Source organism: Priestia megaterium NBRC 15308 = ATCC 14581, assembly GCF_000832985.1.
Taxonomy (GTDB): domain Bacteria; phylum Bacillota; class Bacilli; order Bacillales; family Bacillaceae_H; genus Priestia; species Priestia megaterium.
This window is the reverse complement of the sequence record NZ_CP009920.1, coordinates 4,630,542-4,651,114: the sequence shown is the minus strand read 5'-3', so window position 1 is coordinate 4,651,114 and position 20,573 is coordinate 4,630,542. Positions and strand designations below refer to the sequence as shown.

Here is a 20,573-nt window from a genome sequence, read left to right as displayed (position 1 = left end):
TGACTAAAACATAATAACAAAAAAAATTTCCGAAGTAAAAGTTTAAAATTATCAAAATGTGTTTATATAGGTTGTATCGGGAAATGTTAAAAGAGATACTGTTTTTAAGAAGTGTTGTATTACCAAGGGTTTGAGAAAATTTTACAAAATTTAAATAGTTCAGACACTGGGTTTAACGAACTATTTTTTTCCTTTTTTTGTTTGTAAATTAGTTTTTATTTCTTGTTTTTCATTTTTTTAATATATTTTCTTACTTTCCCCTTATTCACTGGATTTTGAGCTCATTTATTGAATGAAAAGAGTGAATATGAAACAATTATATATAAGCATTTGGATTTGAAAGGAGCAAATTTAGACATGAAAGTTCTTGTAATTGGTGCGAATGGTCAAGTAGGCAAACATATTATAAACATTTTGAATGAAAGTGATGTGCACACTGTACGTGCGATGGTTCGTAAAGAAGAACAAGCAAAAGAACTTGAGGCAAGAGGTATCGAAACGGCTTTTGCAAGCTTAGAAGGCACTGTACATGAAATTAAGGAAGTGATGAAAGGCTGTGACGCCGTTATCTTTAGCGCAGGATCAGGCGGAAATACAGGCCATGATAAGACACTTTTAATTGATTTAGACGGTGCGGTAAAAGCGATGGAAGCTGCAGAAGATTTAGGTATTAAACGATTTGTCATGGTAAGCGCACTTCAAGCACATCACCGTGAAAACTGGAATACTTCACTAATTCCTTACTATGTAGCCAAACATTACGCAGATAAAATCTTAGAAGCAAGCGGATTAACATATACAATTGTTCGACCAGGCGGATTGTTAAACGAACCAGGAACAGGACGTGTAGATGCTGGGGAGAACAAAGAGCGCGGATCCATTCCTCGCGAAGATGTAGCGCGTGTGGTAGTGGAAACGCTAAGTGAAGATCATACATTCGGACGTTCTTTTGATTTAGTTTCAGGCGATACGCCTATCGCAGAGGCTATTCAATCTATTTAATATAAAAAAAGCAGCGAATCCGTATTCGCTGCTTTTTATTTATCATTTAGTACATGTATTAAATGATAAATCACTTTTGCTGTCAGTCCCCATATGACTCGATCTTCATAGTAATAAAAATGTTCTTCCATCTCTCTTGTTTGCCAATTATAATTTTCACCACCAATAATCGCGTCATAAGGAAAATTATGTTCAGGTTCTACTCTGAAATGGATATTGTGTATATCAGGTTCGGTACGCTGAAAAAAAGAAAGAGGCACGGTAAATATTTCTGCTACTTCCGAAGGATTCGGTCGAAGTTCAAGCAACTCATCAATAAAACCTACATAAGGATAAATGATTGTTCCGAATTGAGAAACAATATAATCTAAAGCTTGTACTTGCTGAATAGATTCAGGCGTAATCCCTAACTCCTCGGATGTTTCACGGATAGCCGTTTCTTTTTCGTCTGCATCCGTCTTCTCGACACGCCCTCCTGGAAAACAAATTTCTCCGGGCTGTCTTCGTAAATCGAGCGCTCTTACCTCAAATAAAACATGCAGTTCCCCTTGTTTTTCAATAAGCGGAACAAGAATACCGAAGCGAGAAAACTGCTCCATCCCAAGAATTGTCGGTATCCGATTTTCTAACTTAGCTATAATACGGGATGCATCCATAGGTCCACTTCCTTTCACAAAATGAATTATCAAAAGAATAGCGAGTTATAAGCTACGATGTCAACTAACCTGCAAAAGAAAGCTGTTATCTTTAGTATATGAAGAGATCCATTCAATTGACACTAAAATTGATAAAAATATATAACATGAATATAAATAAAAACAGATAGCATCGGCTACCTGTCTTTCTGTTTTGTTTTTAACAACCCATAAATAAGTAAAAAGAATGCAACCACACTGATAAGCAATCCTCCTACTTGCTTATCAGTGAGTCCAAAACAAAGCTGAAGCCAAAAGATAACCAAGCAAATCAAAATGACGCTGGTAGCTAAATAAAAGTAAATGCTGTAGAAAAACGGATTCGTTCTTTTCCGTTTGTAGACAAGTAGTGAGATGCCTATATACGTACCCAATAGTGTGAGTAATACAACAACTTCCGTGAATGTTCTCACCGCATTCTCCCCTCTCCTTTTTTCTTCTATACCCCGTTTCTTCTTTCATCAAAAGGAAGTTTGACTAAGGTATTTACAAAAAAACGCCCTTATGCCATAAGGCGGTTTCCTTCAATACGCTTTATCCTGGTTTGTATTATATATCAAGGGCAAAGGTAATGACCGCTTCACAAGCTAACTCGCTATCTACAAATGCTTTTCCTTTTCCTCTTACAATCTTTCCACGCTGCTTCAGAACCTCAAATTCTAAACGCAGTGTATCTCCTGGCCTTACTTGACGCTTAAAACGACATTCGTCTATCCCTGCTAAAAAAGCAAGTCTTCCTTTTTGTTGGTCATCCGCAGCCATGGCAAATCCACCGAGCTGAGCAAGAGCTTCGACAATAAGTACCCCTGGCATTACCATATAGTCGGGAAAGTGGCCTTTGAAAAAAGGTTCATTTGCTGTTACTTGTTTAATCCCTATCGCAAGCTTTCCTTCTTCTTGCTCTAAGATGCGGTCAACAAGTAAAAAAGGATAGCGGTGTTGAATGGTATGTTTTATTTGTTTTATATCTTTCATATGTATCGCTCCTTTTTCTTATAGTAAGGGGTCCTTGCCGTCAAATACAGGAAACGTATCTGGATGAAGGAGCGGCGCGAGTTTTTTTAACCCTAACAGCAACCTAGGTGAAGGACGACAATACATCCATTCTTCTAGTACGTATACGCGATGTTCTTTTATGGCAGACATGTCAGACCAGTTCGGTCTCTTGTGTAAAATCTTTGGATTCATTTTGTTTGTCTGTACGCCCACCCAAGCCAAACACACATGAAGTGGATTTCGTTTGAGCACTTCTTCCCAATCACTCTGTACATTTGCTTCTTTATGATCAGCAAATATATTTTCTCCTCCCGCTAACTCACTAATTTCAGTCAGCCAGTTTGCTTTGCCAGGAGTAAAGACAGGTTTTGGCCACCATTCCCAGTATACAGTGGCTTTTTCGTCAATTTGATTTGCAATCCCTTTATATGTAGAAAGAAACTGATCATAACGCTTTAACAGTTCAGCTGCTTTTGTTTCAATGTTTAATCGCTGACCTAAATCCTGTAGATTTTGACGGATATCTTTTAGCGAATTAGGATTATATACGATATAAGGAAGCTTTCGTTTTTTTAGTTCTTCAATATTTCGCTCCATTCCAGGAACGCTTAGTGATGCTAGGACTAAATCGGGTTTAGCTTCTTCCACCGCATCCATATTAATAGATAAATCGGGACCTAAACGCGGCAGACCTTGAATAGACTGCGGCCAATCGGAATAATCATCAATTGCTACGAGCAAATGCTCACATTTTAAATACGCTATTAGTTCTGTATTGCTTGGACAAAGCGAAACAATTCGCATAGTTCCCCTCCTGCATTCATTTCTTTTTTTCTATTATACAATAGATCCAAATATAAAAAGCAGAGACTTTCACTGAAGTCCCTGCTTGTGGTGCTCTCTCTTATCCGCCCATTGCGCGATAAAAGAAGTAAAAGAAACCTAAACAGCCAAGTGAACTAATGCTTGTAGTTAAAATGCCGATTGAAAGCAACACTTGTCCGTCTTTTTTTTGTTTGTATCGCAGCATATAATAAAAAGCTAAACAGGTGCCAAGAAGTAAATAAATAGCCCATATGTAAGGTAGATTCTTTAGCTGAAAGATGTATCCTTGATTAAATAATAAACAGTAAATAAAAAAAAGATTTACGATAAAAAATATAGGAAGTACACTTTTCTTCATCTATTAAACCCTCTTCTATTCTTTATTTTCTGCTATAGTTGCTCTGTTTTGATTTCTCAGTTCATCCCGTATTTCACGTAAATATTGATTTCTCTCTTTCATTCGCTTTAACACTATAACGATAACAGCTATAATACCAGCAATGATTCCTATATAAAGAACTCCGAACACTAAGATAGGTACTACACCCCAAAGCTCCATCTCATCCCTCCTATTTTTTGGTTATTACCTTATTTTACCATATTTTGTAAAGTTGTCACATCTTTTCTCCATGAAAAAGGGAGTTTGAATATACATTCAAACTCCCTAAAGAGATAATAAAAAATAATATTTATTATAGCGCTTTGCTTTTGACACTCGCTCCCGTTCCGAAGAACTTATCAAAAATTTGATAAAGAGCAGACAGGCCGACTAACCAATAAATCGTTGTTACTAACCAATCCCAAGAGCCAAATAGCTCTTCTACTACATTCACGCCTAATGCTACAGCCAACCAATTTAAACCGCCTAAAATCACAAGAAGAGTCGTTAAACCTGAAAGAAATTTCACGTTGTCACCTCCTTGCGAACTGCATTAGGAAAAGCAGCTCATGTTACATCTTATGCGCTGTATAGATCAGTATATGCATAGGCGCTATGTAAAATAGTTATAAAGAATATGTGATTTATTCTTTTTTATTTCCTTATTCTGCTGCAGATTTCCCAATTTTCTTAATCGTTTCTACATGCATCGCTTCATGGTAGAAGCTGAATAAAAACGTTTCGCCAACTGTTGTAAAGTTAATACCCGCTTTATTTGTAAAAGGTGTGATTAACTGCTTATCAAACTGCCCGGGCATGAACTCTTTAATACGCTGTGCTTGGTCTTTCAACACATTCGCAATTTCTTCAAGAGAAGGAGCAGCCTCCGTCCAATCGGCAGGTTTTGTTCCTGCGCCGAAAAAGCTTTCATAACTCTCAGGCGTTTGCATCGGTTCACCAGCTAAGCCAAACACAAGCTTTTCTTGAATAAAGGCAATGTGTCCAAGATTCCAGCGGATATTGTTATTGAATCCTTTTGGTGTGATGTCCGCTGCCTCTTCTGTTGTTTTTTCGAGGATACTAATCGTAATTCCTCTTACAACGTCCATATGTTTTAAAATCATGTTTTCCATCGTCTAATCTCTCCTTACGTTGTCGTATTAGATAAACTATTCAATGTCTATTGTGCACAAATTAACCCTTAAATGCCACTCATAACATTTAAACCTTAAAATAAAAGAAAATTCAAAAGAAACATCCCCCTATATAAAAACTAGGGGGATGTTTTAAGCAGAAGACTTCAAATTTGAGACAGGTCCTTTGTTTGGCTTCGGTTTTAGCTGACCAAGCTTATTTTTCAGATAATCTTTTAATGCGCCGCGTTTTCTCTTGCGTCTTTTATCACGATTTTTAATGGGAATCTCCTCCTTTCCTTTTAGTTTTAAGACCTGTGTATTAAATGGATTCTTCTTTTATACATAAAATCCTTTTGAATTCTCAAATTTACCTTCATGTAATTCTTTCCTTTTTACACAAAAAGACCAAAGTATCAAAACTTTGATCAATCAAGCTACATACGTAATCGACCCAATAGTGGAAATAATAGCGCTGTTTCTGTCGTACCAAACAACAGGTTCGTATCTAACTGCAAAATAACTGAGGTGAGCCGTGTGCAGCCTGACAATTTCATCTGACAGATAAGCTGATTGCTTTGCATCGTCTTTTCTCTTTAAATTTAACACTTCAATAATTCTTTCTCGCGTCGTGATTCCAATTCCATGACCAAAATATAGAGTTTCATCTAATACAATAGTGTTTTCACCTTTCCACTGGGGAGTATCAGGGTTATAATCAGGGTTTTTAAAATACGCACAGTCTCCGGGCAAGTAGTCAGATCCTTTATAACCATGGAGCTCAAGATCTTCATCGTATTGCCAATCGTGTAAGTAAAGATCAGCAAAAAGCCTGTTAAAGTTTGCTTTGCCAATATTATTTAATACAGCTTTGTAAAAGATGATGATAACAGCCGTCGCGCACTCAAACGCGTATTCGTGTCCGTTGTAAAAAATATCATCGATGGCCTGATGAGGAGAAACGGTAGGCAGTAGCTGAAACCCTCCATTATCGGTTCGTTTCCAATACTTTTCGTTACACCTAGAACGTGCAAATGTAGCAAACTTAGCGCCGCTTTTGCGCAGCAGTACAGATGATTCAATAATTTGTAATTTAACAGATACATCAAAATCAAGCTGGTCAAATGTAGCATACTCATACACTTCCCTATAGGCATCCATCTGTTTTAAAATGTCTGCTTTTTCTTTCGTTAACGAACTATTATTTAGATCACTTATTTTCACAATTTGGTGGTTAACTTTAATCATAGACGTTCTCTCCTTTACAGAAAATGATATCAATCACTTTCTCTAACAGGATATTGATAAAAATTTTTTTTGTGTATCTTCATTTATTTAAAATCGTGAAGATTAGAAAAAACGATGAAAGAAAGTAATTTAACCAGTAAACTTTTTCTTTGTTCCTTTTTGTCCTTTTGTAGCCTTTTTAAATATAAAGCGAGCAACTAACAAGTACAGTGGTAACACAATAATGACGGCAATAACATTTAAAATCCAAGGTATTGTCCCCATAAAAATGTTTGAAGATGCTTTATCATACCAGCTCACAATCAGTAGTAAAAAGACCACACTGGATATAAAAGTACATATATATCCCTTCTTATAGTTTGTACTTCTCACAGCAACAACAAAGCCAATTACCAAGGAAATGCCTGCTGCAATTAAGACAAAAATCAAAAATAAGTTTGCTACCTTTTGAACGTCCATTTCTTCCCTCTTTCCTATAAAATATTCACTCCAGAATCTTCGTTACCTCACCTATAAAAAAAGTAAATTTAAGTACTTTAAACTCCCTAAAACAATTAACGCCTTTTTCTAGATACAATTCCTACAGTTAAAATTAAAGTCATACCTACACCATATAGCGCTATGAAAGTATAAAGTGATTTTATGTAGCCAGCTGGATAAAGCGTAGCGCTCATTATTAATAGAAGTCCTAATATGTTTAATAACTTTGTTTTTTTAATTTTTATTTCAATCTTTTCCTTCCAATCTCGATAACCCTTTTACTTATATAGAATCTAGAAGCTAAAATTTCTTGGCAATCTACTAGGTAAATGTTTATACTTCTTTTCGAAATGTCCCTCTTCATTAAATTTTGCTTAAAATGAACTTGTTCTCCACGAGACTTTTAGTTAGTTCTGTTCTTTATTTTGATTAACCGCTTCATTTTGTTTTTGATCAAAAGTTACTATTAAATTGTATATAAAAATCAACAAACCACCCCCAACCATAATCCAACGCATACTTCCTTGGAATGCAGAATTAAAAATGTTTGCTAAAGCTATTATAAGTCCTGAATTGTAAGGATTTGCTTTCCTGTTTTTATTTCTCTGATTTTATTGAATGGGATATGTAATACAATAGGCAGATTAGAGAAAACTTCTCCGTAAAAAAGTAGGCTTTTTTCTGTATAAGCTAAAACACCTCGAATAGGTACAGAATTTCCATTTGGTACACCTACAAGTCCCGAAAATCCACTTTCACATTCATAGTAAGTTAAAATAGATTCTCTAATTTCTTCGTCGCTATCTATCTTTTCTTTAAATTCTTTAGTTGCTCTTTCTTTTAAACTCATACTATCCCCCCTATAGAAATCACTTAAAAGTACACCTAACTAAATTTTATAATAATTACACTTTTTTTGTGAATTTTAGGTATCTGCCACCTGATTAATCTTTCTAGTTAAAATAATTTATAAAAAAAGTGCTTGGATATTTAAATATACAAGCACTTTTTGTTAATCCCCCCAAAAACTTTATAGGAAGGATACGTTTTTGGAGCTACGGGAGGTTTACTAAACGCGTAATCTTCTTCGATTTTTATATTAACAAATTATCACATTTTTATTTTACTTGTTTTTCTAAATATGTTTTAATTATACACTAGTAACATCTTAATTTGATGCGTAAGAACTCTACCAGTTAAACTTGGTTATTTCTGTAACTACGCCCTTATAATTAAGAGAAAGGAAAATGCTAATGGCCTTCGTTAAAAAAATAAACATCTCGTCCGAAGCTAAATCAATGGGTATAGACTTCTATGTACCTTTTTTAATTATTTTAATTGCCATACTTTATACGTGCTTTTCCCCTGATCTAGAAAGCCTTCAATATATATCAAGAATAATAGAATTTGTTGTATGTCCCATGGCCGCTTGGTGGTCCGTATACTTATTTTTAAATCACTCTGTTGATAAAGATAAAACAGCTGAGTTAACACCTAACTCCTCGCCATCTATTTTGTCTTACGGCCTTATTAGAGTGACATCTTTCTTTCTTATTTTTCTAGCGGCATTTTTTGCATTACTAATTTCTATTACATTAAGGTACCCTTATCCTTACATATCATTATTTAATTTAACTATTATTTATGCTCCTCAAACTGTGTTGTACTGTTACTTAGGATTTTTCCTTATGGTATTGTCACGAAACATTGCTATTCCGCTATTTATTTTATTAACATATATAGCGGTCAAGTATTGGACGACTAGGGACATTCCGATATATAACGTAATGTCATTCTCTATAGATATGCAGTTGTATCCAAGGATTATCCTGTTAGCTGTAAAGAATATTGCATTAGCTCTTGCTTTAGCGGTTGCAGGACATTTCATTTTGGTCAGACGAAAGAAGATATAAATATTAGTTTATACTAAAAAAACTGAGCTCCTATTTACACTAGGCCTCAGCTTTTTTATTTCTTGAATAGGATGAATTACAACATCGAAAGACTTAAAAAACATTAAAATGCAATTAACATTTTTTTATGCTTTTTCATAGTTGTCCTCCATTTCATACGTTTTTAATACTCAGGCTTAGCAACACCTAAATTCGATTCAAAATCAGTAAGGTACGTGCGGGCTCCGTTATATTTCTCTTCTTCTTCATAGTCAAAATTATTACTTGTGTACGGATTGTTAACAATGTTTTTATATGATCTGAGGGTTTTTAATTGAGCATCCAAAGAATAATCAAAACCTTTCGTTGCTGTTTCCAACTGTTCAAGCTGTTCTTTACTAAAATCATCTCGATGCTTTTGTAATTCATCTTGCACTATACTCAGTTTGTATACCGGTCCATTCTTTATGTCATTAACCGTAGGTTTTATATCCCTGTTAGTTTCTTTTTGCGAAGAGTGAAGGTGATCATAGAAGAAGTCTATACTTTTATCGTTTCGATCGGTGGCATCTACAACAGAACGCATATTGTCCATCATTGTCACTTTATATATTGTTTTAGGGGAAGTGTATTTTGTATAAGCTTTTAAAGCCTCTTCTCCATTTAGTTTGTCCACATCTTTTTCAAGGTTATTGATACTTACCTCTAACTCGTCATTATTCATTTTATTAACCTTTGCAGTACTGTTAACGGACACAGATAACAAATTAAAATCATTTTTATAACTTTGAAACGTTTTTTCTACATCCTCATCTTTATTAATAAGACGATCACATTCATTTTGGAGAAACGTTAACTCTATTTTCATTTCTTTTTGGGCTTCTTCTTGTTTTGTATTTTTGCTAATTGATTCTTTTGAGGTACATCCCATTAAACTAAAAGCAACAATTAGAACAGCTACTCCTTCTGCTATCTTTCTTGAATTCTTCATTGTGAAACTCCATTTCTTTGTTGTTTAACTTTTACATACTGAACAACTATATCACATAAATGGATTATTTTAACTATTTATATTAAGATTAAAGTTAAAGAAATTAATAAAATGGAGGTTTGTATGAAAAAGGTATATTCTGCATTACTCGCATCTCTACTGTCAGCCAGTATACTAACGGCTTGTTCAGCAACGAACGTACACAGTAAAAAAGACGTGGAATTCTATTCTAGTGAAGATGAAGCCTTTGAAAATGCAAAAAAAGAGTCTACAGGAATACAAGATATTATCGGTGAAAGCAAATATGTAGATAACGAAAAGATTGTTATCTATACAATTAAAGAAAAATCGAATGTAGGTGTAGGAACAGCTACATTAACTCAAAAGGATCAAAAAATCCGTTGGTATTTTAATGGGAATCCAGCTATTATCAAACAATCAAAGGGAAATACAGATATCACTAGTGAAATAACGACTCCAAAAGGTGTAAAGTACGATTTTTATGCCGGTACCCCAACAAAATCAAATATGACAATTGAAACCCGTACCGATACTGAAGTAGTCCCTCATATTGATAAAGAATATAATATTTATTATTACCTCTCCCCTGTTCCAAGAAATTAAGCAGCAATTTTTTTTACTAGTCACAACTCACTAAGGGGGACATTATATATGAAAGGGTTTATAAAATTATCTCTGTTTACGTTTATTATCGTTGGATTATCAGGATGTATAGGCGAAGAATATGACTTCTCTCCCCCTACGGTTACATTATCGGCCAATGATGTTTTGGATGTCGAACTGAAAGAAACTAATGTAGATTGGCGAGGCGAAGAAGGAAAACAGTACAGAAAGGAAACAAATACAAGGAATGGTATAAATAGAGCTAAAAAGCAGCAACAGCTAGCTGTAGCCCCTGAAACACCAGGGAATTTAAGGTTTGACAGCGAAGATTTTCTTGTTAATGACATTAGTTCTTATACAATAAGTACTAGTAATGCGAAGCAAGATATTAGTATAAACGAACAAGATAGAACTTTTACGTTCCCAAAGAAAAAAGGGAATTATGTTTATGTGCTAGAACTTCAAACTGATGAGGCTACGCACAATATGTAGGGAACGTTGTTGTTAAATAAATAACATAGAAACTAATAAGACCCAAACTCTACAAAGAGATTGGGTCTTATTAATATTATAATATATCTACATGAGAAGTCACCTATTATCATTAGTAAGCTCTATAGAAAGATCTTGTCCAGATATTTTTCGACTTACGTATGAGAATAAAAAAGTGCTAACTACAAGCATTGATACTACTACAGAAAGAATCGTTTTATAAGCTATAACAAACTTCCCTGGATCCATTAATAGCAGAATTAATGTCACTAAAAGTCCCATTACAATTCCACATATTACTCCAATCGTAATATATAAATTCACCTGTGAAAGAATGACTTTACGAATGGATTTTGGCGTCATGCCCATCGCGCGTAAAACAGCAAATTCTTTTCGTTTTGAATAAATATTATTTGCCAATGAATTAAATACTCCTACCATGGTAGAAACAACCAACGTGGCAATAACAACTATAAAAATTCCCCAGCGCTGATAAAACATTTCGTTTGCTTCTTTAACAGATTGATCATAGCTGCTTACCTTTAATTCGGGATACTGGCTTTTTAAACCTTCAATTTCTTTTACAGCGGCCTTTACATCCGTAGCATCTATGTATAGGCGGTAAAAATCTACATCTTTAAACTTGTTGCTTTTCCAATCTAAAAATGCTTCATTATTGTCAAGAAGGTGATTAGGTATAGCTGTTACCACATAATCTCCCTTAGGTATTATATTTCCCTCTACCATTGATTCATCTTGATTTTCAACATACATACCTAAATGGAGTACCTGACCTACTTTTAAATCATGACTTTCAGCAAATTTTTTAGACACTATTATACTATTCTCTTTATTACTTCCTTTTACATACGAGAAGTGCTCTAGAAGTCCTTGCTTCTGCAATCTTTTCAAGTCAACCACATTGTAACGAATATCCGCAACCTTTTTTGAATTTAAAATCTCTCCTAAACCCTGATTACTCATGTTGCTAACGCTTTTTACGTTAGGTAATTGTTCAGTCTTTCTAGTTAGTTCTTCTACATCTATTTTTGAATCATCAAGGCGAGTTTCCACAATAATAGGCATTACATATTCTTTTTTTAAGTAGGTTAGTCCATTAATTTGTATGGTTCTGAATGTAATTGACCCAAATACAGTAATGATCATTAATCCGCATATTATTAAGATAATCATTGTGTTTTTTTTAACTTGGGGAATTAGGTTTTTTACCGCAATATAAAATTCTTTGCCAAATATTTTTTGTCCATATGGCAAAAACCATTTTAATCCTTTAGTCACTATGATAGGAAAGATTAGTATAAAGGCAAGCAAAACTAAAATAACTGTAATTAGCAACATCCCAGGTCCGTATGTGCCTCTTGTAGGAAATACTTGGCTTCCTATAACTAAAAATAAGGACAGTGCTAATAGTACCTTAAAAACTACTACTCTTGTCTTGGAAAAACCATAGTTAATTTTCTCGTTCGTCTGCATTGTTTTTAGGGGCAATACTTTTGTACTTCGATAAGCTGGAACGAGTAAAAAGAATTGAATAATAACAAACATTACAACTGTAAGGGTAATGGCAGTATCTACGTTAAAGTCAGATGGAAAGGAAGGTATTTCTGACACTTTTCCTAACCAGCTATATAAGTACCTTTGACTGCAAAAGGTTAGCAAAAATCCTACACCTGTACCTACGGTGTTTATAACGGTGCTTTGAAGTATGATAATCTTGCTAATCTGTTTAGCACTGGCTCCTATTGAACGCATAATGGCGAACTGATTCCTCATCTTGTAAAGCAAAAGCTCAAAGTTTGAAATGAGAATAAGAGACGTGATAATTAACACCAATGCCGATAAAACAATAATAAATGTATGTAAGGATTGTAAATTATTTTGCACGCCTGCATCTTGTTCAGCTATATCAATACGTAAGTTCTTGTTATAAGATTTTATACGATCGGCCAACTTTAAGGCGCTCTCATTCTTGTGTGCCTTTATTAATAAATAAGTTGCTTCTGCGCTGCTTTTTTCTTTTGCTTGAATATAGCCTTTTACGTTTTTTTGATTAAGTATTAGCATATCTGGAGCTACCCCAGTAGCGGATAAATCTTTTACCGTTTCTGCTAATGTATATGTTTTGTTTTCTATAAGAACTTTATCTCCTACTTTTGCATGTAAATCTTTAGCTAGTCCTTTGTTCATTGCGACAGAATTCTTATTCAACGGTTTGGAAAAGTGATACCGACTTTTAGCTAAATAATCATTTTCGACACCTACTGTATAGATAGAGGTATTTAGTTTATTTAGATTCAAATGAGCAATAGATACTTTTGATACCTTATCTACCATTTTATCCTGGTGAATTTCTTCCACTAAAGTCAATGTCAAAATTTTGCCTTGATCCATCTCAAACCCTACAGACAAATCCATCTCACCGTAAGTTTGTTTTAATTGACTTTTTAATGTGTCCTGCGCATTAAAAGAGAATAAAACCATACTAAGTACAAGCATCGTAGAAATAGCTATACTTACAATAGATGAAAACACTATAAATTTATTGGACTTAAATAAACGAAAAGCTAAGCCTTGTAGTGTTTTCATATCTTAGGACTCTCGACTTTTGTAATAAGCTTAAACTTCTCTAGTATATGATCCAAATCACTATTTCCGCTACAGATATATGTATCGACAATAGAGCCATCATGAAAGAATAGAACACGATCTGCATAAGTAGCTACATTAGGGTCGTGAGTAACAAGAAGTATGCTTTGGCTAAGTTCGTTTTTTGTAGTTACTAGTGTGTGTAGTATGACTTCGGAAGTATTAAAATCAAGGTTACCTGTAGGCTCGTCTGCCAGAATAATAGGTGGTTCAGTTATAATTGCTCTTCCTATAGCTACGCGCTGCTGTTGTCCACCTGACAGTTGTACAGGACGGTGTTCTTTCCAAGCTGTTAAACCCAAGAGCTCAACAATGCTATTTACTTTTAAATCAATTACATCCGATGTAAGTCCCTTTAAAACTAGCGGCAGAGCTATATTTTCTTCTACAGATAAATCTTTTAATAAGTGGAATGATTGAAAGATAAATCCGATATTATCTCGTCTGTACGCTGAGGCTTGAGGTTCTTGGAACATATCTTTTGAAAGCATTCCTTTTAATTTAATCGTTCCACTAGTTGGTTCATCAAGTGCTCCTAAAATGTTCAAAAGCGTACTTTTTCCTGAACCGCTTGTTCCCATAACAGCAACCATTTCACCTACCCCTAACTGAAAGGATATATCATTTAGTGCAGTAACTTCATAGCCCTCTCCTTTATAAACTTTAGTTAAATCTTTCACCTCTAAAATATGTTGATTTTTCACGTCTTCACCTCGAAGTAAGTTTCTTTTTTGTAGTAACAAAGATGGTTAACTCTTTTATCGCATCTACCTTTGTAAATTTCTACTATATCTAGTACGTTTCAAAACAGGAATAGTTTTACATTTTGAAGAAAATAGGTAAAAAATTTTAATTATGTATAGCAAACACAAAAAAGAAGAGTCGTAGTTAACTCTTCTTTTTTTAGAATTCATTTAGATTATTCCCATATTTACCTTTATGCCTTGTAGTCCAACATGTAAACTATTATACTTATTTTAGTAAATATTCATAAAAAAGGAAGGAGGAAGAAAGCATGCTCCCAAACCCATCACACCATCCTATTATTCTATTTGATGGTATTTGCAATCTCTGCAACCAATGGATTCAATTCGTCATCAAGCGAGATTCGCGTGCTCTGTTTCGTTTTACATCGCTTCAATCCGATACTGCGGAAACCTTGCTGAGTCAGCATAACTATGAGCGTCCACCACTTCAATCGGTCATTCTTCTTATGAATGGGAATCTTTACACAGAGTCTACGGCGATCCTCCATATTGTCCGCTGGCTTCGGGGACCCATTCAACTGATGGCATGTTTCCGAGTTGTTCCCGCATTCATCCGAAACCCACTCTATCGTTTCATTGCACGTAATCGGTATAAGTGGTTTGGAAAACAAACGTCATGCATGTTGCCGACCCCTGAAACTAAAATGCGATTTTTGGACTAAGCATACAAATGGAGGAAAACAATGCGTTTATCAACAAAAGAAAAATTTCGTTTAAGCATTCTTGCGACCCTAAGGTGGACCATGGCCATTACGTTTCTTATTTATGGAATGGCCAAAATCTACCCAGGACAATTTATAACAGGCGATTTTGTGTTCGATTCAACAAAAGATTCTGCGATGAAACTGGCGTGGTATTTCTTTGGGTATTCTGATTTCTACAACTATTTTATTGCCAACATCACCGTCCTTAACTATTGTTTCAACATTCCTGCCAAAGTAGTGTGTGTTCCGCTGCTTGCAATGAGCTTGCTATTAGTATTGATGGAATATTCAAAGTTAAAAGGCATCTTCTTTGTCAACGCTGCTACCCAAATGCAGAAAGTAGACGTTCAATCATCCGAAAGGAAGGTGACCGTTAAATGATTGTCTTTCTCTTGCCGCCCATTATCTTCGGTTTGGCATGTACCTATTATTTTGGTCTTCGAAAAGAAGACTGAACACAGACAATTCCTGTTTTGCTTTGACTAGTAGTTATGGAGACCAGAGAAGTTCTCCATAAAATACTAAAAAAACCATTGCAGGTAAGCTTATAAAAGCGCAACTTAACGCCACTTTTCAAAAACAATAAAAGGCAGCAGCTCATAAGTTGAGCTGCTGCCTTTTATTTATAGAAACACAGGAAAAACCTTTTAACGATACCAAATCGTTTTATCTTGATACGGAATACGTTTTGATGAAGCTTCTTTGTTAGGATGACCGACGTAAATTAAGCCTAAGAGCTTATCTCCGTCTTCTAGAGATAAAAAGTCATTCAGTTCTGACTGATAGACAATTTCACCGGTTCTCCAAATTGTAGCCAAACCTTGTTCTTCCGCTACTAATAGCATATTTTGTATACTTGCCGCTACGGCAGAGATTTCTTCAATTTCAGGCACTTTACCAGAAGGACTTACTGCTACAGCAATAATGACAGGAGCACGAAGCGGGCCTTTTTTAGCTTTTGTTGTTTTTTTCAACGCTTCTTCTTCACTTAGGTGAGCCGTTTTTTGTTTCATAATACGTTCCATTTCGTCTCCTAAACGAACGCGTGAATCCCCCGTAATCACTCGAAATTTCCAAGGCTCTGTCTTTTTATGGTTAGGAGCCCAAGTGCCGGCTTCTAACATAAGGTTAATAGCATCTTCTGATACGTCTTTGTCTTGCATAGCCCCAATCGTTCTTCTGGCTTTAATAATATCTAATACGCTCATGCTTTCTTTCTCCTTTTCTACATTCAATTTATTAGTATAGGTATGTATATATCTTATATATAGAATAATTGAAAATCATTCTCACTGTCAAATGTTTTGCCATCATCCGGGTTGCGATAAATAAATATGCCAATTTTTTAAGCGTGTTTGTTTTTTTAGCAGGTTTTCTTTTAATTATTTGGCAGTTCAGGCAAATAAAAAACGATTTGGAACATAGAGTCCAAATCGTTTTTTCATCTTATACCCAGCCGCGGAAACGCGAAGCTTCAGCTGATTTTTTGATTCCTGCCATGTAAGCAGCAAGTCTCATATCTACGTCATTTTCTTGAGAGATTTGATAGACCGTTTCAAATGAATCCACCATTACTTTGCGTAATTTGTAAGCTACTTCCTCTTCAGACCAGTAGTAGCCTTGATTATTTTGCACCCATTCGAAGTATGAAACCGTTACGCCTCCAGCACTCGCTAAAATATCTGGCACTAAAAGCACGCCTTTTTCATCTAAAATGCGCGTAGCTTCAAGCGTAGTCGGTCCGTTCGCTGCTTCTACTACAATAGAAGCTTTAATGCGATGAGCGTTGCGAACCGTAATTTGATTCGAAATGGCTGCGGGCACTAAAATATCACATTCTTTTTCTAATAGTTCTTCGTTTGTCATCACATTGGTAAATAAATTCGTTACGGTACCAAAACTGTCGCGTCGATCAAGCAGGTAATCAATATCAAGACCAAGCGGATCATAAAGAGCTCCGTATGCATCTGAAATGCCAATTACTTTTGCTCCTGCATCATGCATGAACTTAGCGAGAAAACTGCCGGCATTTCCGAAGCCTTGAATAATAATTCGCGCTTCTTGCAAGCTAAGGTTTTTCTTCTTAACAGCTTCTTCTATACAAATGGTTACTCCTTTAGCCGTTGCAGTTTCGCGTCCTTGAGATCCTCCGAGTACGATAGGTTTTCCGGTAATAAAACCAGGAGAATCGAACTCGCGCAGTCGGCTATATTCATCCATCATCCACGCCATAATTTGAGAGTTTGTATAGACATCCGGTGCAGGAATATCTTTAGTAGGCCCAACTATTTGACTGATGGCTCTTACATAGCCGCGGCTGAGTCGTTCTAGTTCACCAAAAGACATGTTTCTTGGGTCACATACAATTCCGCCTTTACCACCGCCGTATGGAAGATCGACAATTCCGCATTTTAAGCTCATCCAAATGGATAATGCCTTCACTTCCTCTTCATTTACTTCAGGATGAAAACGTACTCCTCCTTTAGTAGGCCCGACAGCATCATTATGTTGAGAGCGGTAGCCGGTGAATACTTTTACCGATCCGTTATCCATTTTAACCGGAATGCGAACCGTCATCATGCGCAGCGGTTCTTTCAATAAATGGTATACTTCTTCACCATAGCCTAGCTTTTGAAGCGCTTCTTGAATAACTGTTTGAGTAGATAAAAATAAATTAAGTGATTCCTGTTCTTGCTGCCGTTCTTTTTTTAATTCACTAGCTGTTTTTGTAATGGACATTCTGTTCACCCCATATTAATCATTGAATTTTCTCAACGATTTAACATGCAATTCCTATGCCAACTTATGGTGCTTTACAACACTCTTATATTATAAATAATCCGCATTAGCAAGCCTTATATTCCCTGCATAGGCTGATATTAGTATATACTTAAAGAAATAAGACAAACTATTTATACTGCAAAGGAGGAAAGTGCTATGTTACGTGAAAGAAAAGAACAAGAGCGAAACAATCACTGTATAGAATGCTGTTCCATCTGCGGAGAAAGGCTAACATCTTTTCAAGAAAAAGAAATATTCACATGCGACAGCTGCTTTGAACAAAAAGTCAACGATGTGCTTTCTGAGCTGTAATCATATGCTCTATTTTTTAGAAACAGGTGTCACAATGTTAAAGTTTGGATCGATAGAATCCTGACAAGACAAAAAGAAATCCCATTTTGATTTATTTCCTTGAACAAATATGACCGAGCTATAAGAGTGATCATTTGTAGTTGTGAGTCGATATAAGGTATCTTGCCACATCGTTACCGTCACCTCAGCTTTCTTTCGCGTATCTCCGAGATACCTAAAGATTCCATGCTTAAGTTCTGTGAGAGCTACTTCATTACGATCTGGTATGACAAACAATAGACGATAGTTACATCCACCTGCCTTTAATCCATCTACGCGAATGCTAAATAGTTCTAAGATATTTTTTAAAGGAAGTGTATCCCATACTTCTTTTGTGATAATGTTGGCAGGCAGCGGTATATTACCTAAACGAAGTTCTTTGGCTCCTGTTAAATATTCATTTCGCCAAGGGCCAGATTCCGCTATATACCCTAATTGTTCAAGCGCGTCTGCACATAAAAGTTTTGCCTTCACATGGTGAGGATCAGCGTAAATAACTTGTTTGGTCACTTCAGCTACCCATTGATAGTCGCCTTGTTGAAAACAACGCTGCGCTTTTTTGACAATGTTGTCCGCTCCCCCCATATACTCTACGTACTTCTTAGCTGACTCTTCAGGAAACAGTTTATTTAAATCGACAGGATTGCTGTTATACCAGCCCATATAGCGCTGATAAACCGCTTTTGCGTTGTGGTTAACCGTTCCATAAAAACCGTTGGTATACCACTCGTGAGATAAGATTTCTGGGAGCTTCATCATTCGGCCGACGTGATCAATGGTATATCCTTGATTCATGAGCCTTAATGTTTGATCATGAATATATTGATAAACATCTCGTTGATTTTCGATATATGTGATGGACGACTCGTTTCCGAACCTTGGCCAATTATGTACCCCAAATACAGTTGTTAGTTCTTGGCCAAATAAATCGATTGCTTGCTGCAGGTATCTTGCCCATGCCGCTGCGTCTCTTACTTTTGCTCCTCTGAGCGTATAGAGGTTGTGCTGAGTGGCCGTACAGTTTTCTGCAATACACAGAGACTTTTCACTAGGAATATAGATGTTCATTTCAGCAGGCGCTTCCGTTCCTGGCGTAAGCTGAAACTGAAATGAGACGCCGTCAATTTTCTTACTTACATAAGAATGATGTTCGGAAGGATGGATTTCTTCTATGCCTTTAATAAGCGTGATTGTTCCAAATGAAATTTCTTTTCCGATACCGTTGTCAATTAAGCCTTTTTCATCGCGTCGCAGTTGAATACCGTACATATATTGACTTCTTCGTGTCATTGCTGTTGCCGCTGTGACGTTTTCATCGATAACCGCATCCATAAACCCAGCAGGAGCATAAACTTTACTAGTTTTATTTTGTGTTGAGTCAGGTAATACTCCTAAAACTCCACCGTAATGGTCTATATGTGAATGTGAGAAGATAACGGCTCTAACAGGACGCTTCCCGCAGTTCTGGTTTACTAGTTTAAGCGCTTCTTCTGCTGTTTCTCTTGACGTCAAGCAATCAATAACAATCCATCCCGTTTTCCCTTTAACAAATGTAATATTAGCCATATCAAAGCCTCTTACTTGAAAGATATTTTCAGTTACTTGATATAAGCCGGCTTGTACATTTAATTTTCCTTGTTCCCACAGTTTAGGGTGGACAGTAGCAGGTGTAGATTGTTCAAATAAAAAAGCGTACTTTCTTAAATTCCATACAGGATACAGCTGATTTTTTTTGAAAATCAGAGGAAAAGGTACGCGTACAAGAGCTTGGTAATCGGCAAGATTTTTTTCTGATTTCACTTGTTCCCAGTCTATGTTTTTATAAGTATCAGCATTAGTCGCTGCCGTCTTTTGAGTAGCATCTTTTCGGTGAATCGTTAACTCCTGTTCATAATCAAACAGCATAACCCCCTCCTTTTTATTACTTTATGCGGAAAAATAAGACGAAGTACAAAAAGGGAGGGAAAATAGAGTTAACAAAAAAGAAGATGCGCTTAGAACGCATCTTCTTTTTTATACTTAATTTTATGTTTGAATAGTGGAGTATTCTGTCTTAATTAGACAGCCTAGCACTTAGTATAACGATTGTTTACCAATGTGCCTTTTGTAATCAAAACAAATCTTCCTTCTAAGGTGCTCAATACGTTTCTTGAAGTCGCTGTAAAACAATGCATGTGTACAGTCTCTCCTTTCTTGTATTGGCCTTACATAGAGTGTATACCCCCGAAAAAATAATTGAAACCTAATTCGGAGATTTTTTTCAAAAAATAATAAATCCATTATGGTTAGGCTCTTTTGTCTCTATTTTTTCACCCAGTTGTCATTATCATCTTTTTTGTACTTCGTTTTCACCGCGTTCCAAGCGACTTTGTGAGCGGTAGCTTCTTCTTTGTATTCATCACTTGCTGAATTGAATGCTTCTTTATAAATTTCCTGAGCATGATGAGGAAGATTATCTCTTACTCCATCCGGCAGTTCTTTTAATGAATTGTAAGGCATGATCGTATTCCTCCTTGAAAACATCTTTTACTACTGATTTACCTGTT

25 protein-coding genes are annotated in these 20,573 nt (G+C 35.8%); 7 read left to right on the top strand and 18 right to left on the bottom strand.

Annotation, left to right across the window (positions count from 1 at the left end):
• The first annotated feature begins 357 nt into the window (after positions 1 to 357).
• A complete protein-coding gene (locus tag BG04_RS23830) occupies positions 358 to 1,002 on the top strand; it encodes an SDR family oxidoreductase (protein WP_013083268.1) in 645 nt (214 codons plus the stop codon).
• A 35-nt stretch (positions 1,003 to 1,037) separates the two neighbouring features.
• Here BG04_RS23830 and BG04_RS23825 read toward each other — a convergent pair whose 3' ends face one another.
• From BG04_RS23825 to BG04_RS23775, 11 genes are all read right to left on the bottom strand, one after another.
• Positions 1,038 to 1,658, bottom strand: a complete 621-nt coding sequence (locus BG04_RS23825; protein ID WP_016764215.1) for an NUDIX hydrolase — start codon at positions 1,656 to 1,658, stop codon at positions 1,038 to 1,040.
• A 176-nt stretch (positions 1,659 to 1,834) separates the two neighbouring features.
• Entirely contained in the window at positions 1,835 to 2,110 is a 276-nt protein-coding gene (locus BG04_RS23820; protein ID WP_034651910.1) for a hypothetical protein, read from the bottom strand.
• A 136-nt stretch (positions 2,111 to 2,246) separates the two neighbouring features.
• On the bottom strand, positions 2,247 to 2,672 hold the full coding sequence (fabZ, locus tag BG04_RS23815; RefSeq protein WP_034651912.1) for a 3-hydroxyacyl-ACP dehydratase FabZ: 426 nt from the start codon (positions 2,670 to 2,672) through the stop codon (positions 2,247 to 2,249).
• A gap of 18 nt (positions 2,673 to 2,690) precedes the next feature.
• Positions 2,691 to 3,497, bottom strand: a complete 807-nt coding sequence (locus BG04_RS23810) for a cobalamin-binding protein (RefSeq protein ID WP_034651916.1) — start codon at positions 3,495 to 3,497, stop codon at positions 2,691 to 2,693.
• Between the two features lie 100 nt (positions 3,498 to 3,597).
• On the bottom strand, positions 3,598 to 3,876 hold the full coding sequence (locus tag BG04_RS23805) for a hypothetical protein (RefSeq protein ID WP_034651917.1): 279 nt from the start codon (positions 3,874 to 3,876) through the stop codon (positions 3,598 to 3,600).
• Positions 3,877 to 3,891: 15 nt separating this feature from the next.
• Positions 3,892 to 4,077, bottom strand: coding sequence for a hypothetical protein (locus tag BG04_RS23800; protein ID WP_013083262.1), 186 nt, complete (start codon positions 4,075 to 4,077; stop codon positions 3,892 to 3,894).
• Between the two features lie 133 nt (positions 4,078 to 4,210).
• Positions 4,211 to 4,426: a DUF378 domain-containing protein gene (locus BG04_RS23795; protein WP_013057146.1), complete on the bottom strand. Its 216-nt coding sequence runs from the start codon at positions 4,424 to 4,426 to the stop codon at positions 4,211 to 4,213.
• Between the two features lie 133 nt (positions 4,427 to 4,559).
• Positions 4,560 to 5,030, bottom strand: a complete 471-nt coding sequence (locus BG04_RS23790; RefSeq protein WP_034651920.1) for a DinB family protein — start codon at positions 5,028 to 5,030, stop codon at positions 4,560 to 4,562.
• Between the two features lie 432 nt (positions 5,031 to 5,462).
• Positions 5,463 to 6,278 carry a protein-glutamine gamma-glutamyltransferase gene (locus BG04_RS23785; RefSeq protein WP_034651922.1) on the bottom strand — a complete coding sequence of 272 codons (816 nt, stop codon included), beginning with the start codon at positions 6,276 to 6,278 and terminating at the stop codon, positions 5,463 to 5,465.
• A 129-nt stretch (positions 6,279 to 6,407) separates the two neighbouring features.
• Positions 6,408 to 6,737 (bottom strand): hypothetical protein, encoded by a 330-nt coding sequence (locus BG04_RS23780; RefSeq protein WP_034651925.1) that lies wholly within the window; start codon positions 6,735 to 6,737, stop codon positions 6,408 to 6,410.
• Between the two features lie 580 nt (positions 6,738 to 7,317).
• Complete coding sequence (locus BG04_RS23775; protein ID WP_230586555.1) at positions 7,318 to 7,608, bottom strand: hypothetical protein; 291 nt, start codon at positions 7,606 to 7,608, stop codon at positions 7,318 to 7,320.
• 403 nt (positions 7,609 to 8,011) lie between these two features.
• Between BG04_RS23775 and BG04_RS23770 the strand changes: the two genes are divergently transcribed.
• Positions 8,012 to 8,671, top strand: coding sequence for a hypothetical protein (locus BG04_RS23770; RefSeq protein WP_230586556.1), 660 nt, complete (start codon positions 8,012 to 8,014; stop codon positions 8,669 to 8,671).
• Between the two features lie 163 nt (positions 8,672 to 8,834).
• Here BG04_RS23770 and BG04_RS23765 read toward each other — a convergent pair whose 3' ends face one another.
• A complete protein-coding gene (locus tag BG04_RS23765; RefSeq protein ID WP_034651930.1) occupies positions 8,835 to 9,641 on the bottom strand; it encodes a hypothetical protein in 807 nt (268 codons plus the stop codon).
• Positions 9,642 to 9,764: 123 nt separating this feature from the next.
• On the opposite strand from BG04_RS23765, the gene BG04_RS23760 reads away from it, so the two are divergent.
• Together BG04_RS23760 and BG04_RS23755 are read left to right on the top strand one after the other, a co-directional pair.
• On the top strand, positions 9,765 to 10,265 hold the full coding sequence (locus BG04_RS23760) for a hypothetical protein (RefSeq protein ID WP_034651932.1): 501 nt from the start codon (positions 9,765 to 9,767) through the stop codon (positions 10,263 to 10,265).
• Positions 10,266 to 10,313: 48 nt separating this feature from the next.
• Positions 10,314 to 10,757: a hypothetical protein gene (locus BG04_RS23755; protein ID WP_230586557.1), complete on the top strand. Its 444-nt coding sequence runs from the start codon at positions 10,314 to 10,316 to the stop codon at positions 10,755 to 10,757.
• 99 nt (positions 10,758 to 10,856) lie between these two features.
• Here the strand turns inward: BG04_RS23755 and BG04_RS23750 are convergent, their stop codons facing one another.
• Together BG04_RS23750 and BG04_RS23745 are read right to left on the bottom strand one after the other, a co-directional pair.
• Positions 10,857 to 13,364 carry an ABC transporter permease gene (locus tag BG04_RS23750; RefSeq protein ID WP_034651933.1) on the bottom strand — a complete coding sequence of 836 codons (2,508 nt, stop codon included), beginning with the start codon at positions 13,362 to 13,364 and terminating at the stop codon, positions 10,857 to 10,859.
• Entirely contained in the window at positions 13,361 to 14,128 is a 768-nt protein-coding gene (locus BG04_RS23745) for an ABC transporter ATP-binding protein (RefSeq protein WP_080743225.1), read from the bottom strand. Before BG04_RS23745 ends, BG04_RS23750 begins: the two co-directional genes overlap by 4 nt.
• A gap of 311 nt (positions 14,129 to 14,439) precedes the next feature.
• Here BG04_RS23745 and BG04_RS23740 point away from each other — a divergent pair, with 311 nt between their 5' ends.
• Entirely contained in the window at positions 14,440 to 14,853 is a 414-nt protein-coding gene (locus tag BG04_RS23740; protein ID WP_034651936.1) for a thiol-disulfide oxidoreductase DCC family protein, read from the top strand.
• Positions 14,854 to 14,874: 21 nt separating this feature from the next.
• Positions 14,875 to 15,276: a hypothetical protein gene (locus BG04_RS23735; RefSeq protein WP_034651939.1), complete on the top strand. Its 402-nt coding sequence runs from the start codon at positions 14,875 to 14,877 to the stop codon at positions 15,274 to 15,276.
• A gap of 266 nt (positions 15,277 to 15,542) precedes the next feature.
• Here the strand turns inward: BG04_RS23735 and BG04_RS23730 are convergent, their stop codons facing one another.
• Both BG04_RS23730 and BG04_RS23725 read right to left on the bottom strand, forming a co-directional pair.
• Positions 15,543 to 16,103 (bottom strand): nitroreductase family protein, encoded by a 561-nt coding sequence (locus tag BG04_RS23730; RefSeq protein WP_034651942.1) that lies wholly within the window; start codon positions 16,101 to 16,103, stop codon positions 15,543 to 15,545.
• A gap of 238 nt (positions 16,104 to 16,341) precedes the next feature.
• Complete coding sequence (locus BG04_RS23725; RefSeq protein ID WP_034651945.1) at positions 16,342 to 17,634, bottom strand: Glu/Leu/Phe/Val family dehydrogenase; 1,293 nt, start codon at positions 17,632 to 17,634, stop codon at positions 16,342 to 16,344.
• 198 nt (positions 17,635 to 17,832) lie between these two features.
• On the opposite strand from BG04_RS23725, the gene BG04_RS31125 reads away from it, so the two are divergent.
• A complete protein-coding gene (locus tag BG04_RS31125; RefSeq protein ID WP_168797083.1) occupies positions 17,833 to 17,988 on the top strand; it encodes a hypothetical protein in 156 nt (51 codons plus the stop codon).
• A gap of 9 nt (positions 17,989 to 17,997) precedes the next feature.
• Here the strand turns inward: BG04_RS31125 and BG04_RS23720 are convergent, their stop codons facing one another.
• Positions 17,998 to 19,932, bottom strand: coding sequence for an alkyl/aryl-sulfatase (locus BG04_RS23720; protein ID WP_034651948.1), 1,935 nt, complete (start codon positions 19,930 to 19,932; stop codon positions 17,998 to 18,000).
• 396 nt (positions 19,933 to 20,328) lie between these two features.
• Positions 20,329 to 20,526: a ChaB family protein gene (locus tag BG04_RS23715; protein WP_013083246.1), complete on the bottom strand. Its 198-nt coding sequence runs from the start codon at positions 20,524 to 20,526 to the stop codon at positions 20,329 to 20,331.
• Between the last annotated feature and the right edge of the window lie 47 nt (positions 20,527 to 20,573).